The sequence below is a fragment of the Sphingobacterium sp. UBA865 genome (assembly GCF_002295765.1).
Classification (GTDB): Bacteria; Bacteroidota; Bacteroidia; order Sphingobacteriales; family Sphingobacteriaceae; genus Sphingobacterium; species Sphingobacterium multivorum.
Genome location: NZ_DBGB01000009.1, coordinates 223308 through 238565, shown reverse-complemented (window position 1 = coordinate 238565; position 15258 = coordinate 223308). Strand labels below are relative to the sequence as shown.

Here is a 15258-nt window from a genome sequence, read left to right as displayed (position 1 = left end):
CAATATGATAACGATATGATATAAAAAAGGTGGGCACTCAAAAAAGTGTCCACCTTCCCTATCTTTAAAATGAAATACGTCGACTAATTCTTTAACGCTTCACCTACATTTTTTGCTTTCCGGCTAATATCGTCACCTACTTTTTTGGAAGCATCTTTTACATCTTTAGCGGCCTCTTTCGTTCCAGTCGCAACATCATTTGCAACTTTCTTCGTACCGTCAGCGACATCTTTTGCAGCATCCTTTGTTTTATCAACAGCCGTGTTCGTTGCATCCACTGTCGCATCTTTTGCATCTTTCAATCCCTCTTTTACATCCTCACCGGCATTACGTAGCGCAGCCTTGGTTTTTTCCCAGGCAGTATTAGCTTCTTCAGAAGCAGCGCGAGCTTTTTCTTCAGCTGCTTTATCACCTTTTGCGATAGCTTCATCCAGATCCTTTTTTGCTTGTTCTGCTTTCAAACGCGCATTTTCTTCCGCATTTTTTAAATCTGCGATCGCCGCATCTACATGCTCACCGACTGTTTGTGCCGAATCTGTCGCTGTAGTGTCTTTTTTCTCCGAATTGTTGCAAGAAGACATCACCAATGCTCCTGCTACGACTGCTAAAAGTGCAATTTTTTTCATTATAAATTGATTTATGAGTGTAGTTTTCAACGGCTCATCAGAGCGCGCTTACATCAATTTACAACTTCTATGCCAAATAGACAAAATTATTGCTTTGGATAGATCGTTCCTTTCGCAGCTTCGAGCGTATTTTTCAATAAACCAACAATCGTCATCAAACCTACGCCTCCTGGAACAGGTGTAATCCACGAGGCCTTAGGAGCAACATTTTCAAAATCAACATCCCCATATAACTTAAAACCAGATTTCGTTGCTGTAGAAGTTTCTCTATTGATACCCACATCGATCACTACTGCACCGTCTTTAACCATGTCGGCCGTAACAAAATTTTTCTTACCAATTGCTGCAACAACGATGTCGCCTCTCAGAACCTCCGTTTTAAGATCTTTTGTACGACTATGTGTTAATGTCACTGTACAATTACCTGGATTGGAATTACGTGCTAGTAAGATACTCATTGGCGATCCTACGATATTGCTTCTTCCAACCACAACGGCGTGCTTGCCTGCAGTATCGATCTTATAATATTCCAACATCAGCATAATACCATATGGTGTTGCTGGAATAAAACAAGGAAGATTACGTTGCATGCGCCCGAGGTTGATTGGGTGGAAACCATCCACATCTTTGCGGTAATCAATTGCTTCGGTAACTTTATCCGGATCAATATGTTTTGGTAAAGGCAGCTGAACAATCAAACCGTCAATAGACTCATCCTGATTGATTTCTTTGACCTTAGCGATCAATTCATCCTCGGTAATGTTTTCATCATAACGAATGTTTGTTGATTCAAAACCGACCAGTTGACAGTTGCGCATTTTGCTGGCCACATAGGTTTCGCTACCACCATCATTCCCCACAAGGATAGCAACCAGATGAGGTTTACGGCCAGTCTGTGTCGTAAATTCAGCCGCATCTAACGCAATTTGCTCTTTAATTTTTTCGGAAACTAGTTTACCATCTAATAGATTCATGTTTAGGAGATTTTATTGTATTTAAAAGGAGCCCAAGAGCTCCTTTATTATAGTGTTATTTTGATTAATCTAATTTCAATACCGCCATAAATGCAGATTGCGGAATCTCTACGTTCCCAACCTGACGCATGCGTTTCTTACCTTTCTTCTGTTTCTCCAAAAGCTTACGCTTCCGGGAGATGTCACCACCATAACATTTTGCTGTAACATCTTTACGTAAAGCGGAGATCGTCTCACGTGCGATGATCTTTGCGCCGATTGACGCTTGAATACGAATTTCAAATTGTTGACGTGGTAACAGTTCTTTTAGTTTTTCACAGATCTTTTTACCAAAATCATAGGCGTTACTTCTGTGAATTAACGACGACAGGGCATCTACAGGTTCATCGTTCAATCGGATATCCAATTTGACCAAGTCTGACTTGCGATAACCAATCTGGTGGTAATCAAATGAAGCATAACCTTTAGAGATTGTTTTCAACTTATCATAAAAGTCAAATACAATTTCTCCCATTGGCATTTCAAAAACCAATTCAACACGATCTGACGTCAAATAATGCTGATTCATGATCGTACCACGTTTCTGGATACAAAGAGACATAATTGGTCCTACGAAATCCGATTTCGTAATAATATTAGCTTTGATATAGGGCTCTTCGATAGAATCCAATTTACTTGGATCCGGTAGATCTGAAGGATTATGTACGATCACTTCCTCTTTATCTTTGGTCATATAGGCCTTATAAGATACGTTGGGAACTGTGGTGATAACCGTCATATCAAACTCGCGCTCGAGGCGCTCCTGAATAATCTCCATGTGAAGCATACCCAAGAACCCACAACGGAAGCCGAACCCCAGGGCTGCTGACGACTCTGGTTCAAACACCAAAGAAGCATCGTTCAGCTGCAAACGGTGCATAGATTCACGCAACTCCTCGTAATCTTCCGTATCTACAGGATAAATACCCGCAAAGACCATCGGTTTCACCTCTTCAAACCCTTGGATAGCCTCAGAACAAGGACGATCTTTATGCGTAATGGTATCCCCCACTTTCACTTCACGTGCCTCCTTAATTCCAGAGATAATATAACCAACATCACCGGTCTTAATGACTTCTTTGGGTACTTGATTCAACTTCAGCGTCCCAATTTCATCGGCAAAATATTCTTTCCCAGTGGCAACAAATTTCACGCGGTCGCCTTTACGGATTTCACCATTTTCAACTTTAAAATAAGCCATGATACCACGGAATGAGTTGAAAACAGAGTCAAAAATCAAGGCTTGCAAAGGTCCGTCAGGATCACCCACAGGATGTGGAATACGGTCTACAATAGCTTCCAAAATATCCGGAACCCCAAGACCTGTTTTACCGGATGCAGGAATAATCGCATCACGGTCACCACCGATCAAATCCACAATCTGATCTTTGACTTCTTCTGGCATAGCACCTGGAAGATCCATTTTGTTGAGGATCGGGATAATTTCCAAATCATGTTCCAACGCCAGATATAAATTTGAAATCGTTTGGGCCTGAATACCTTGAGATGCATCAACGATCAATAAAGCGCCCTCGCAGGCAGCAATTGAACGCGACACCTCATAAGAAAAATCCACGTGTCCCGGGGTATCGATCAGGTTCAAGATATATTCCTGACCATCTCTTTTATAATTCATTTGGATGGCGTGACTCTTGATCGTAATACCACGTTCACGTTCCAAATCCATATTATCAAGTAATTGTGCCTGTGCCTCACGCTGACTGATGGTATTGGTATACTCTAAAAGGCGGTCTGCCAAAGTACTTTTGCCATGGTCAATATGCGCAATAATACAGAAATTACGAATGTGCTTCATATAGGATTTTTAAACTCTTTTGCTAAAAGGCAAAGATACCTTTTTTTATATATATTTATATAACCTAGCTTTTTTTTAGTTTACTATACATGAAGAAATCAGACGATACCGTATGCCTGTTAATTAGGAGAAAGAAACAGTATTCCCTATTCGGCAATAGCATATAAAAAATGTTTTTGATTCCGCGTAACATTTTCCGTATCCCAAGAAATTCTTACCCGAAATTGCTCCGTACGAATTGGGCAATTGTCGACCTGACAATACTGGCAGCACTGTGGAAGACAAGGATCCGCATGAACAAAAAATTCGGTTCGTACCAACATCTCCTTATTGACAATCTTATCCACAGCAGAAATTTCATCGTGCACCTGGGTAAGGTCAAGGTAACGGGGAAGTGTGAGATGGCAATCTACATGAAGTTCGTTCCCATAACGCTGCACACGAAGATTATGGACATCAATCCATTCATCTTTCCGATTGCGCTCCAAGATTTCAACAACATCCTGCACGAGTGCTGTATCCGATTCATCCATCAATCCACCGATCGATTGGCGAAGTAGCTTATAACCATTGAAGAGAATAAAAAGCCCCAATACAATGGAGATGACTACATCGATCCACAGGAAACCTGTCAGTTTCATCAACAATAACCCCAGTATCAATCCGACCGTACTATAGGCATCGACCTGCAGATGTTTTCCATCTGCCACCAAGGTAATGGAGCCCAATACACGCCCGCGCTTCATAATATAGAATCCGACAGCAAAATTTAGCACAGATGTAATACCAATCAGATAAATCCCTTGTTCGAGGTGTGTTAACGCTGCAGGAAAGAAAAGATTGTAACAAGCCTTGGCTAAGATAATGGCTCCAGCGATGAAAATAAGTCCACCTTCCAAAAACACCGAAAAGAACTCCACTTTACCATGCCCGTAAGGATGATTCTCATCCTTAGGCTGTGCCGAAAGATAAATACTATAAAATGCAAAACCCGAAGCAATCACATTAACAATACTCTCTGCCGCATCTGTAAAGATTGCACTGGAGTCCGTTAAGAAGTAGGCAAAAAACTTCACAATCATCAGACCTATTCCCGTAAAAAGCGATAATAAAACCAATCTTCTTTGTCTTGACATGATGCTTATCTTCTATATGAAACCGTTTATGAGCAAATGATGAAATGAGGACTAGCCAACATTTTTGTGAGCGCAAAGGTAAAGATATAACGACAAATCAGAACGATTAGTTTTGAACATCCAACGTCGGGGATCAATTAAATAACTGTGCTAAATCGCTTCAATAGCCCTTTTGTTAAAAAAGCCCAATAAAAGAGCTACTTTTCTTTGTAAATTCTCAAAAATAAAGAAGATTATTTGCAACGTATGTAATATCTTTGTCTTACCATGAGCACATCATCATACTTATCAGACAGGATAAATAATTTGTCCGAATCGGCTACACTTAAAATGACCAAGTTGGGCCGCGAATTAGCAGCAAAAGGCGTTAATGTAATTAGCCTTAGCGTAGGTGAACCTGATTTCAACACCCCTGAGCATGTAAAGGATGCAGCGAAGAAAGCCCTAGATGAAAACTGGACGCGTTATTCGCCGGTACCGGGATACCCTGAATTGCGCCAGGCAATTGTAAACAAGTTGAAGACAGAAAACAATTTAGATTATGATATCTCTCAAATTGTTGTTTCTACAGGTGCAAAACAATCCCTGTCTAATGTAATTTTGACTTTGATCAACCCCGGTGATGAGGTAATTATCCCAACACCTTATTGGGTATCATACTCCGAAATGGTCGTTTTAGCAGAAGGAAAATCGGTATTTATCAATACAGAGATCGACAATAACTTTAAGATTACACCAGCACAATTGGAAGCGGCAATTACACCAAAAACCAAATTGTTCATGTTCTCTTCGCCAAACAACCCTACTGGAACAGTTTACAGCAAAGATGAATTGGCTGCATTAGCTGAAGTTTTCGAAAAACATCCGCAGGTATTTATCCTATCCGATGAGATCTACGAACATATCAACTTTGTAGACAAACACGAATCCATCGCACAATTTGAAAGCATCAAAGATAGAGTGATCATCATCAATGGTTTTTCAAAAGCATTTGCAATGACGGGATGGCGTTTAGGTTATATCGCTGCTAACAAAACCATTGCCGCCGCAAATGATAAATTACAAGGACAGACAACCTCAGGTACCTGTTCAATTTCTCAACGTGCGGGTATCGTCGCTTATGAACAAGGATTAGAATCTGTCAACAAAATGAAAGAAGCTTTCGCTCGTCGTCGCCAATTGGTATACGATCTATTGAGTGAAATCCCAGGTGTAAGAACAAATCTACCAGAGGGTGCATTCTATTTCTTCCCTGAAATCTCTTCGTTCTTTGGTAAAAAAGACCAAGATGGTAATGTCATTAAAAACTCATCTGATTTGGCATTGTACTTATTGAATGTTGGTCACGTAGCCACTGTAGGTGGAGATTCATTCGGTAACGACAACTACATCCGTTTGTCCTATGCAGCTTCAGATGAAAGTTTGATCGAAGCTTTAAAAAGAATCAAGGAAGCATTAGGAAAACTAGCCTAGTCGCTTATCCCAATATAAAAAAAGAGCTCATAGGAGCTCTTTTTTTATGCAGTGCCAATTCCCCATACGTTTTCGACACAGCTTAAACGCCGATTCGGTCAAATATCATCTCAGCTCCATAATTTAAGTAGATGCTATCGCTTGAAATAAATATTTATTACATTTACTCCTATGAGTATTTTAACAGAGAAATTTAAAACGCAGCACGACACGGCTCCGTTTTCACAGATAAAAAACGAAGATTATATTCCCGCATTTGATGAAGCTATTCAGCAGACAAAAGATGAAGTCGATGCAATCGTCAACAATCCCGAAACGGCAACGTTCGACAATACGATCGCTGCGATGTCTTACTCAGGACAAACACTAGACCGCTTGTCCAATATCTTTTTCAACCTTCATTCCGCTGAAACCAACGCCGATCTTGAAAAAATCGCACAGGATGTAGCCCCAAAATTATCTGCTTTAGGAAATGATATCACCTTAAATTTCGATCTTTTCAAACGGGTTAAGGCTGTATACGATCAGAAAGATCAACTGACATTGACGGCAGAACAAACGACCCTATTGGAAAAATCCTATAAGGATTTTGTACGCAACGGAGCTCTTTTGAATGATGAACAAAAAGGAAAACTCCGCGAAATAGATGCCGAGCTATCGCTTTTAAAATTGAAATTCGGCGAGAACGTCCTCGCCGAAACCAATGCCTACCAGCTGTTGGTAACAGACGAAAAAGATCTTGCCGGACTTCCAGAGGGTGCCATAGAAGCTGCACATGCTCTGGCTAAAGCCAACGAAAAAGAAGGCTGGCTTTTTACCCTGGATTTTCCAAGCTACCTTCCTTTTGTCACGTATGCCGACAATCGGGAACTTCGCAAAGAAATTACCCTCGCGGCAGGCCGCAAAGGATTTCAAGATAACGAGCACAACAACGTGGACAATGTCCTTAAAATTGTAAAACTTCGCTTCGAACGGGCCAAATTATTAGGCTACGCTACCCATGCCGACTTTGTCCTTGCCGAACGTATGGCACAAGACCCAGGCAAAGTCAAGGAATTTCTAAACGACCTACTTGGAAAAGCGAAACCAGCAGCAGTAAAAGAATTTGCAGAATTATCCCAATTTGCAAAAAACTTGCATGGCATAGACCAACTGGAAAAATGGGATGGCGCCTATTATGCCGAAAAGCTGAAACAAGAACGCTTTAATCTGGACGATGAAAAGCTCAAACCTTATTTCAAACTCGAAAATGTCTTACAAGGCGCTTTTGAAGTAGCGCATCGTTTGTTTGGCATCAACTTCAAAGAAGTCGATACAATAGATACCTACCACGAAGAAGTACAAACATTTGAAGTCAGTAAAGACAATGGTGAATTAGTGGCTATCTTCTATGCCGATTTCTTCCCGCGTAAGGGCAAGAGAAATGGGGCATGGATGACCTCTTTCAAACCACAGTACATTCAAGATGGTAAACAAGAACGTCCTCATGTCTCTATTGTATGCAATTTTACGCGTCCTACAGCGTCAAAACCTTCGCTGTTGACCTTTCAGGAAGTGACAACATTATTTCACGAATTCGGACACGCCCTACATGGTATGCTCGCTGACAGCACTTATCCTACACTATCCGGAACATCTGTGTATTGGGATTTTGTCGAGTTACCGAGTCAGGTGATGGAAAACTGGTGCTATGAAAAAGAAGCCCTTGAGCTATTTGCCAAACACTATGAAACTGGCGAAGTGATCCCGATGGAACTTGTCGAAAAGATCCGCGAAAGCGCGTCCTTTCTTGAGGGGATGGCGACTATGCGCCAATTGAGCTTTGGGCTATTGGATATGGGCTGGCATGGACAGGATCCAACTTCGATCTCGGATCTGAAAGCATTCGAAGACGAACAGTTTGCCTCAACAAAACTCTATCCCGATGTCAAGGAAAATGCCATGAGTACGGCCTTCTCCCATATTTTCAATGGCGGTTATTCTTCAGGCTATTACAGCTATAAATGGGCCGAAGTCCTGGATGCCGATGCATTTGACTACTTTAAACAAAACGGTATTTTCAATAAGGAAATCGCGACTAAATTCAAGGATAATATTCTTTCAAAAGGTGGAACCGAACATCCAATGGTGCTATACAAACGCTTCCGCGGACAGGAACCTTCGGTAGAACCCCTATTGAAAAGAGCTGGATTGATCAAATAACTGGATTGATTAAATTATAAAAAAGCTGGATGTAAAATCCAGCTTTTTTATTGGAAACATAGGTATACCAAGAACTTCCTTGCCTATAAAAGTCCCTGTGAAAATACCGAGCATTCAGCCGATCAAATAACTTTTATTTCGCACTGTATAATTGCAAGCAACATTAATATTTCACGAATTCCATAGGTTTTATTCTGGCCATACCTGATCCTAAGTAATTTTATAAAGCGTCATTTGTTTTCCATTCAAAACCAGGGCATTAAACAAGAATCGCGTATATCTTGCCCATTTAGCAAAAAAATAGTACCTTTGTAGGACATAATTGGGGTTGACCGGAATTGACAGGATGGAGACGGTTATGTAAGCATGTAGTGCGTTGTTAGTAGAGCACTTTAATCTGAACTTTCAGAATTATAACTGGCGAAGAAAACTACGCCTTAGCTGCTTAAGTTAGACTTAACATAGCTATTTGTCCCGTTAGATCCTGTTCTTTGGTTTAACATTCGGGGCATCGAACAATAGAACTGGCAAGTGTGATGTTGCTAAGCACTTGTGAGAAACAGCAACTACGGCGTACGGTATAGGTAGGCGACTCACCTTCCCTCGCCCGACAATTAAAGAGAAGCTAAACATGTAGAAAGCGTATACAGTACCATGACTGGACGAGAGTTCGAATCTCTCCAGCTCCACAAACAACAAAGCCGAACTTTAAGTTCGGCTTTGTTGTTTATTGCAGAATACCTTTGTTGACCGCATCCCGTAAGACACCACCTGCTGTATCTCCCGCGTATTCCCAATACATCGCACCGAGCAGCCCCGTCCTATGTACGTAATCGCATTTAAATGCAATCGACTCTGGCGTTTCATAGGTCAACACAAACTCCCCTTTATCGTTGACAAGATAATGTGCTTTCGCTTCATCGTCCCATTTCTGTTCAAAGTCCTGCAACGCAAGCAGATCTTTATAATCGATAAAACCTTTGACATCAGTTTTATTGCCCCGGCCATAGAATGGAATTCCCAGCACCAATTTTTCTACAGGCATACCGCCTTCGACATGCGCCTTTACAGCCTCCACACAGGTTGTACCACCCGACATAGCGGAACGATGCAAACTCGCATGATGGTACGGCGGGTGTCCCGAATCATAAGTCATGATATTCACAAAATCCACATCCTTCTCAATCTTGTCAAAAGCAATATACTTACCGCTCGCCACAGAAGCTAAAGTCAACAGTCTCTTCTTACCGATAGCCTTGCGAATATCGTGCATGAGCAAGGTGAAATTTTCCGTATCGGCTAAAGAAGACGAAATCCCGGCAGAAGAATTCGTTGGATATTCCCAGTCGATGTCAATACCATCAAGATTAAACTCCCGCACCACACGCAAGCAGTCTTTGGCAAACTTCTGCCGATTCATTTCATCAGCGGCCATTTCGCTAAACCGGCCGCTTCCCCAGCCGCCAACGGACAACAATACCTTTAGATGTGGATGTGCTTTCTTAAGATCCGTAATAGCTTTCAATCTAGATTCATTATCTATACGCAGGCCATCAAAGCTATCGCTGACATGTGCAAAGGCATAATTGATATGCGTCAGATAGGTCGGATCAGGCATCACTTTAGACCAGGAGGTGACATAGGCGATAACAACTTTTTTGTTTTTTGCTCGTGCACGACTTACACTAGGGTACAATAATAAAGTCAATAACAGAACAGTGAAGGTCTGGCTAAGTATTGATTTCAATTTAGATTCCATAATAGCTTTTTATTTTGTTTCAAGATGATATTGATTGTCCTAAAATATGATCGTTAAAGTATGCGCATTCGATGCTTATGGGCGACCTACAGTTTCAGATAAATAGGTAGCTTCTTCAGCAAGATCGCATACCACAACATCGCAAAAGCCCAAAGCAATGAACCGGCAATAGCTAAGCCCATATACTCCGATTGTTTATAGAAGAACAGGGGAAGATGAAAACCCCAGCAGATAAAGTAGATTAGATCGGGAGCAAGATAGGTCGTTAATGAGTTCTTTCCAGCCTCCTCAAAAACCCGCATACCCCGCTGGTAGCCTTTCACGTCTATGAAATAATAAAGCGGTATCAAAAGCAATACGCTAATCCCGCAACAAACCAATGCCCAACTCGGCGTACCATGGATTTTGGATAAAATAAACCAAAAACGCAAAACAAAACCCATAGCCAGCCAGATCGTGGCAAGGAGAAACAAGATACGCAACAAGATGCGCGGCGTTGCCGCATATCGTTTCATAAGCATTCCCACAAGTGTTCCGGCTAACACAATACAGGGTATATTACCGGATAATAGGACATGCAGATACCGTCCAATGCCAGAAAGTTCAATTTTTAATTCGGTGTGAGCCAAAATATTGAGCAGAAAAAATATCAGCCAGCCACATACAACAACGATTATCCTACCCCGACTCAACAAGAAAATAGAAGCCGCGGCAAAATATCCCCATCCAATCAGCCCTAAAATCCCCCACCATCCTACTTCCAGCCCCTTTCCATCAGAGGCTTTAAACATGTATACGAGATAAATAATACCCACTACACCAACAAGACGCATCCCCTTAAAAAAGAGCGGATAGGTAGAATCTTTCGGATAATGATTCCAAATCAGAAAAACGAATACATACAGCAGTCCCAACCACAACAAATGCGACATTCCCGTCAGCTGTGGATCAACTCGCGAACCATTCAATATCAATACCCCAATAAGCAATAAACTTAATGTTCTGATCAGCATATGAACAAAAATAACCGTTGTCGACGATCCTAACTTTTCCCGGGCTGCCACAGCATAAGGAACAGCCACTCCAACCATAAAAAGAAATCCCGGGAAAACCCAGTCCGCCAACCCCATTCCGTCCTCATCTGCTTCTGTATGAACCAACCATTTAGGCACAGCTGGAATAAACAGGTCATTAACAAATAACATCAGGAATAGCGTAAGACCACGCATAACATCCATTGAACGGATTCGGATTGTAGGTACAGCTTGCAATTCGTTCATAATTGATTCGTTGTGTTCAAAAAGTAGCTATCAGCGTAGCTGCTTAGCCCATCTCTTTCCTGGATCCTTCTTTGATAATTTTTTAGTGATTTTATGGCGACCGGAACCTGGTGAAAAATTCCCGCATAGAAAAATTCCTGTATAACGAAACGAAAAGACAGGCTATTTCGCTAAGATTTATCATCAGTAACGCTAATGAGATATCTTTGAATAATCTAAGATGAGAAAAAAATAACACTATATAGTGAAATATTTGTTCAAATTAGTGTAAATTTTACTCATAAAACACAGAAATCGTGTGCTTTACTGCAGTGATCCTTATAAACGACAACTTACAAGCCAGTCAACGCACAAAAAGAAATGTCATACATGCTCGAATTGTTACTTTTATGATCTGTATTGTATTGCATATAAAAAGCAATTTATCTAAGTTTGACAAAAACAAATTTACGATACAGCCGATCTACATGAAATTAATTCTTTTTATCTGCTTGTTCTTCGCAACACAAGCTATCTTCGGACAGAATATCAGCGTCGTCCAAACAACAAATAAACAGTACAAACCATGAATCAATTAAAATTTCGTGACGCCACGCAACAAGATTTACCACGCATCGTAGAAATATACAATTCTACCATAGCCTCTCGCATGGTCACAGCAGACACTAGTCCCGTATCTGTCGCCAGTAGACAAAAATGGTTTGACGAACACAACGCTTCGAAAAGACCCCTGTGGATGATAGAAGATGTAAATAGCCAGGTACTTGGCTGGGTAAGTTTTCAATCTTTCTATGGTCGTCCAGCTTATGATGCAACAGTAGAAATTAGTATCTATTTGGACGAACAGCAACGCGGCCGGGGCCTGGGTAAACAGATTCTCCAGTACTGCATTGATAAAGCCCCAGGTTTAGGCGTACATACCTTATTGGGATTTATCTTTGCACACAACTTGCCTAGTATCGCATTATTTGAAAAGATGGGTTTCAAGGAATGGGCCAACTTACCCAATATAGCAACCTTGGATCAGGAAGAACGTAGTCTAAAAATATTAGGTATACGAATTAAATAACAGCGTGACAATCTAATTACCCGTCATCAAAAATAAAATTGTTAAATTACAGTATTCATTAGATAAGATCTTTAATTCGGCAATATGAAACATTTTATCCAATTCTCCTTGATGCTGATTGCTTATGTATTCTTCTTTTCCAGCCCCCTGTTGGCACAAAATCCAGAGCGCACCAAAACTATCCCGATCACAAGTGATTCAGCATACAGCAAGATAATTCAAGTGCTTCAGGATAGCGGTTATTTTATTGCACAGCTCGATCGGCCTTCGGGATTTATTCAAACTAGTACGTATCTCGAAAACAATAATCTCCTAAGCAATAAAGAAGGAGAAAAATTAATTTTCAACTTCCTGATCAGCCCTTTACAAGCTAAAAGAGCAAAAATAGTTTTAAATATATTTTCAATAGAGAGGCGTAAAGGCGGGAGCTTTGATGCACCTAATTATTATGATGAAGATAAGGGGATCGTCCGGGACAATAAAGCCTACCAGCAAATTTGGGATAGGATACTCCCCCTATTTCAATAAGTACAATCAAGATAAAGCCCAGCTGATCTCAGTTCACCTGGGCTTTTATAATAAAAAAAATTAGATCGAGATGGTCAGTAAAGGAACATCCAGACCCGATGCCATCATCCGTGTTTTACTCCGGTGGGTCAATGAGCTCCAAAAACCGTACTTATAGGGGATCATGACCAGCAGATCCGTACTGCTCTCTTTTACTTCGTCCCGGATCGCTTTTACAACCTCATTGGAGGTTACATTTTTGTAGTAATAACTTACGATTCCCATCACATCGTTGATGGTTTCACGTGTTTCTTTTCCTTTTTCCTCATTCAGCTGCTCAACAGTTTTTCGAATATTGAGAACCTCCAGTACCGCACCAAATTCAGCGGCAAAATCCTTGACTTTTTCAAGAATTTCCTTTTGTACACCACGAACAATATCACAGGCAAAAAGAATATGCTCCAGACCCGTAAATTTTGCGCCCAGCGGAACGGAAAGGATAGGTATTTTTAACTTACTGATTGCTGCCGTGGTGGTATTCCCCAGCATGTCCTGATCAAAGGAACGTTTGGCCATTCCCATCACCAACAAATCCGCATTCGTCTCCTGGATGCATTTTGTCATCTGGTCATAAAACAAACCTGCCGCAAGATAAGGAATAGTCAAAACACCACTTTCGGCCGTAATCGCCTCGGCTTTACGTCGTAAAACCTTACTTTGATGTTCAAAAATCTTGAACATAGAATCGGGAGAAAGTCGTGCGTTCATTGCATGAATGGAAGGATTTTGAAGAGAAAATAAAACGAGCTCGTATTCTTTTCCTGCAAAAACTTCCATAATAAACTTTAAGGCATGTTCGGCCTCTTCAGCATAGTCTGTGGCAACAATAATCCGTTTCATATGGTCTAATTTAATTCAATAAAAAATCCCTTTTTATTACATTCAAGTTAACGAAAAATAATAAATCTATCAAACGGAGAATTGTCTCAACTGGGTCAATTTTCTCCCGATTTTTGGCTATTTTAAGTAGCTAGCCTTTACAAAAGATGCTTTTTTCAGATAATCGATACTTTGTTGTAAACCGGTATAAATATCGTTACGTGTTTCTTCCAGCTCAACAAAAATATATTGCAGGCCAGCAACTTTTGAATTGTTAAAAATTGCATCGAAACCGACCATACCACTTTGGCCAATTTCGCGGTGGTCCTTAATGTGCAAAGCCTTGAATCTGCCCGCATATTTATTGAAGTAATCAACCGGACTAACTTGCCCCATGACCGCCCAATAGACGTCCATCTCGAAGAATACATGTTCAGGATTTGTATGCTCTAACATATAATCGTACATCACTTTATCTTCCACTTTTCTAAACTCATGCGAGTGGTTGTGGTATCCGTAAATGATTCCTTGCTGACGGCATTTCGCACCCACAGCATCCAGGTAGCGACATTGCGTTTCCAGATCCTTAAGTGTTTTAGGTACATCCATCCAAGGCGTGACGATGTATTTCATTCCCGCTGCTTTGTGCGTAGCAATACATTCGTCCCACCATTTTAGGGATTCTGTAAAATCTCCAGAGCTTAACTCTTTCTCTGATAGCGTTTTCGTTGCATGTGATGAAATCACCTTCATTCCAGCTTTTTCAACTTTTGCCTTAAACTCTTGTGGGCTCAAGTTATATAATTTACCATCTTTGTATCCAGCAGCTTCCACTCCTGTATAACCCAATGCTGAGATCTTTTGCAGAATCTGGTCGAAATTGGCGTTTTTACCGATTTCTTCACGTACAGAATATAACTGTAGACCAATTTCCTTTTTTGCAGCTTTCTGTTGTGCAAATGTTGGACTAACAGCCAACATCATACATCCAGCTACCAATGTTCCGATAAGAGTTCTTCTTTTCATTTAGTGCTCAATTATTTATTACAGACTTCGTTTAACGCAAAATTATTTGTAAACGCAGGTTTACAGGTTGTTTAGGTTTGTCGCGTTAATTATAGCCGCAATGTATGCAAATACTCGAAAAAACACAATGCTTTACCGTTTTATTTATTCACGTCGCGTGCTCAGCGCTCCATAACATGCTTTTTTATAGGAATAAAAATATACCCAACTCAACGATTTACAATTTGCAACTGTTCTATTTACAATAACAAACAAGTTGAGTGATGGAAAATAAATATGAAACCCCCGAACATAGCGATCAAAAACAGGAAGAGAAACTACCTGATGTTGCCGTTGAGGAAAAAGATGATGAACCTGCCGGTCGAAATCTCAAACGTACACTTATTATTGCAGTATGTGTGTTGATTGTGTTTTATCTGATTTATTATTTTATGAGTGGACAATAACAGGCGAATAGCCGCAACCATGCAAC

The 15258-nt window shown here is 40.7% G+C and carries 13 protein-coding genes and 1 other RNA gene; 6 read left to right on the top strand and 8 right to left on the bottom strand.

All coding sequences use genetic code 11. The annotated features are described in order from the left end of the window. Nucleotides 1–83 precede the first annotated feature (83 nt). From B2O97_RS03865 to B2O97_RS03850, 4 genes are all read right to left on the bottom strand, one after another. Nucleotides 84–626, bottom strand: coding sequence for a hypothetical protein (locus B2O97_RS03865; RefSeq protein WP_070566155.1), 543 nt, complete (start codon nucleotides 624–626; stop codon nucleotides 84–86). Nucleotides 627–712: 86 nt separating this feature from the next. Next, a complete protein-coding gene (locus B2O97_RS03860; RefSeq protein WP_046672391.1) occupies nucleotides 713–1600 on the bottom strand; it encodes a bifunctional 5,10-methylenetetrahydrofolate dehydrogenase/5,10-methenyltetrahydrofolate cyclohydrolase in 888 nt (295 codons plus the stop codon). Between the two features lie 64 nt (nucleotides 1601–1664). Beyond that, nucleotides 1665–3455, bottom strand: coding sequence for a translation elongation factor 4 (gene lepA, locus B2O97_RS03855; RefSeq protein ID WP_046672392.1), 1791 nt, complete (start codon nucleotides 3453–3455; stop codon nucleotides 1665–1667). A 146-nt stretch (nucleotides 3456–3601) separates the two neighbouring features. Continuing rightward, nucleotides 3602–4591 (bottom strand): cation diffusion facilitator family transporter, encoded by a 990-nt coding sequence (locus B2O97_RS03850; protein ID WP_201638662.1) that lies wholly within the window; start codon nucleotides 4589–4591, stop codon nucleotides 3602–3604. A gap of 267 nt (nucleotides 4592–4858) precedes the next feature. On the opposite strand from B2O97_RS03850, the gene B2O97_RS03845 reads away from it, so the two are divergent. From B2O97_RS03845 to ssrA, 3 genes are all read left to right on the top strand, one after another. After that, the gene (locus B2O97_RS03845) at nucleotides 4859–6064 is read left to right on the top strand and encodes a pyridoxal phosphate-dependent aminotransferase (protein WP_236560274.1); all 1206 of its coding nucleotides are present in this window, start codon (nucleotides 4859–4861) and stop codon (nucleotides 6062–6064) included. Nucleotides 6065–6235: 171 nt separating this feature from the next. Continuing rightward, nucleotides 6236–8266 (top strand): M3 family metallopeptidase, encoded by a 2031-nt coding sequence (locus B2O97_RS03840; RefSeq protein WP_046672395.1) that lies wholly within the window; start codon nucleotides 6236–6238, stop codon nucleotides 8264–8266. A 324-nt stretch (nucleotides 8267–8590) separates the two neighbouring features. Then, nucleotides 8591–8958, top strand: a transfer-messenger RNA (tmRNA) gene (ssrA, locus tag B2O97_RS03835). Nucleotides 8959–8993: 35 nt separating this feature from the next. Here the strand turns inward: ssrA and B2O97_RS03830 are convergent. Next, nucleotides 8994–10025: a glycoside hydrolase family 18 protein gene (locus B2O97_RS03830; protein WP_070565820.1), complete on the bottom strand. Its 1032-nt coding sequence runs from the start codon at nucleotides 10023–10025 to the stop codon at nucleotides 8994–8996. Nucleotides 10026–10111: 86 nt separating this feature from the next. Next, nucleotides 10112–11305, bottom strand: a complete 1194-nt coding sequence (locus B2O97_RS03825) for a DUF5009 domain-containing protein (RefSeq protein WP_070565818.1) — start codon at nucleotides 11303–11305, stop codon at nucleotides 10112–10114. A gap of 565 nt (nucleotides 11306–11870) precedes the next feature. On the opposite strand from B2O97_RS03825, the gene B2O97_RS03820 reads away from it, so the two are divergent. Both B2O97_RS03820 and B2O97_RS03815 read left to right on the top strand, forming a co-directional pair. Further along, nucleotides 11871–12374: a GNAT family N-acetyltransferase gene (locus tag B2O97_RS03820; protein WP_070565816.1), complete on the top strand. Its 504-nt coding sequence runs from the start codon at nucleotides 11871–11873 to the stop codon at nucleotides 12372–12374. A gap of 84 nt (nucleotides 12375–12458) precedes the next feature. Next, nucleotides 12459–12902, top strand: coding sequence for a hypothetical protein (locus B2O97_RS03815; RefSeq protein ID WP_070565814.1), 444 nt, complete (start codon nucleotides 12459–12461; stop codon nucleotides 12900–12902). Between the two features lie 60 nt (nucleotides 12903–12962). Here B2O97_RS03815 and B2O97_RS03810 read toward each other — a convergent pair whose 3' ends face one another. Continuing rightward, a complete protein-coding gene (locus tag B2O97_RS03810; RefSeq protein WP_070565812.1) occupies nucleotides 12963–13781 on the bottom strand; it encodes a universal stress protein in 819 nt (272 codons plus the stop codon). A 117-nt stretch (nucleotides 13782–13898) separates the two neighbouring features. Further along, entirely contained in the window at nucleotides 13899–14786 is an 888-nt protein-coding gene (locus tag B2O97_RS03805; RefSeq protein WP_070565810.1) for a sugar phosphate isomerase/epimerase family protein, read from the bottom strand. 263 nt (nucleotides 14787–15049) lie between these two features. On the opposite strand from B2O97_RS03805, the gene B2O97_RS03800 reads away from it, so the two are divergent. After that, a complete protein-coding gene (locus B2O97_RS03800) occupies nucleotides 15050–15232 on the top strand; it encodes a hypothetical protein (protein ID WP_070565808.1) in 183 nt (60 codons plus the stop codon). The last annotated feature ends 26 nt before the right edge of the window (nucleotides 15233–15258 follow it).